Raw genomic sequence first — 1429 nt, forward strand, 5'->3', positions numbered from 1 at the left:
CTGTTTATCACTGGCTGCAGACCAAGGGTACACAAAACATTGGCTTGATTGCGGCAAGTCTCTCAGCTCGTGTCGCCTATGAAGTTATCTCTGACTTTGAGCTGTCTTTTCTGATTACTGCGGTTGGCGTGGTTAACTTGCGTGACACACTAGAAAAAGCGCTTGGTTTTGATTACCTCAGTTTGCCTATCGAAGAGCTACCAAACGATCTTGATTTTGAAGGCCATAAGCTTGGTTCTGAAGTGTTCGTTCGCGACTGCTTCGAGCATCACTGGGATACCTTAGATTCTACTCTCGACAAAGTAGCCAATACCTCGGTTCCTTTAATCGCCTTTACCGCTAACAACGATGATTGGGTTAAGCAAGAAGAAGTCTATGACATGTTAACGCATATCCGCAGTGGGCATTGCAAGCTCTACTCCTTGCTTGGTAGCTCTCATGACTTGGGTGAAAACTTGGTCGTGTTACGTAATTTCTACCAATCCGTCACCAAAGCCGCCATCGCAATGGATGGAGGCAGCTTAGAAATCGACGTCGACTTTATCGAGCCTGATTTTGAACAACTCACCATCGCGACTGTGAATGAACGTCGCTTGAAAGCGGAAATTGAAAGCCGCACGCCAGAAATGGCATAGGTCTCATCGTAATACCAAAAAATAAGGAAATGTTATGAAATTTGGAAACTTCCTTCTCACGTATCAGCCACCTGAGCTATCTCAGACCGAAGTGATGAAGCGATTGGTTAATCTGGGCAAAGCGTCTGAAGGTTGTGGCTTCGACACAGTTTGGTTGCTAGAGCACCACTTCACTGAATTTGGGTTGTTAGGGAATCCTTATGTTGCTGCCGCACACCTATTAGGTGCGACAGAAACGCTCAACGTTGGCACTGCAGCTATCGTATTGCCGACTGCCCATCCGGTTCGACAAGCAGAAGACGTAAACCTACTGGATCAAATGTCGAAAGGACGATTCCGTTTTGGTATTTGTCGCGGTTTGTACGACAAAGATTTCCGTGTCTTTGGTACAGACATGGATAACAGCCGAGCCTTAATGGACTGTTGGTATGACTTGATGAAAGAAGGCTTCAATGAAGGCTATATCGCGGCGGATAACGAACATATTAAGTTCCCGAAAATCCAACTGAATCCATCGGCTTACACACAAGGTGGCGCGCCTGTTTATGTCGTCGCGGAGTCAGCATCAACGACAGAATGGGCTGCAGAGCGTGGCCTACCAATGATTCTAAGCTGGATCATCAACACTCACGAGAAGAAAGCGCAGCTTGATCTTTACAATGAAGTCGCGACTGAACATGGCTACGATGTGACTAAGATTGACCACTGTTTGTCTTACATCACCTCCGTCGATCATGACTCAAATAAAGCCAAAGATATTTGCCGCAACTTCTTGGGTCATTGGTACGACTCAT

The 1429-nt window shown here is 46.3% G+C and carries 2 protein-coding genes; both read left to right on the top strand.

What is annotated here, in order from left to right; all coding sequences use genetic code 11:
• On the top strand, positions 1 to 635 hold a 635-nt coding region (locus tag ATB78_RS27765), incomplete at its 5' end, for an acyl transferase (protein WP_061011158.1).
• 34 nt (positions 636 to 669) lie between these two features.
• Positions 670 to 1429 (top strand): LLM class flavin-dependent oxidoreductase (locus ATB78_RS27770; protein WP_061011157.1); only part of this gene is annotated, 760 nt, incomplete at its 3' end.

Source organism: Vibrio sp. CUB2 (assembly GCF_001557945.1).
In the GTDB taxonomy this organism is placed as follows: domain Bacteria; phylum Pseudomonadota; class Gammaproteobacteria; order Enterobacterales; family Vibrionaceae; genus Vibrio; species Vibrio owensii.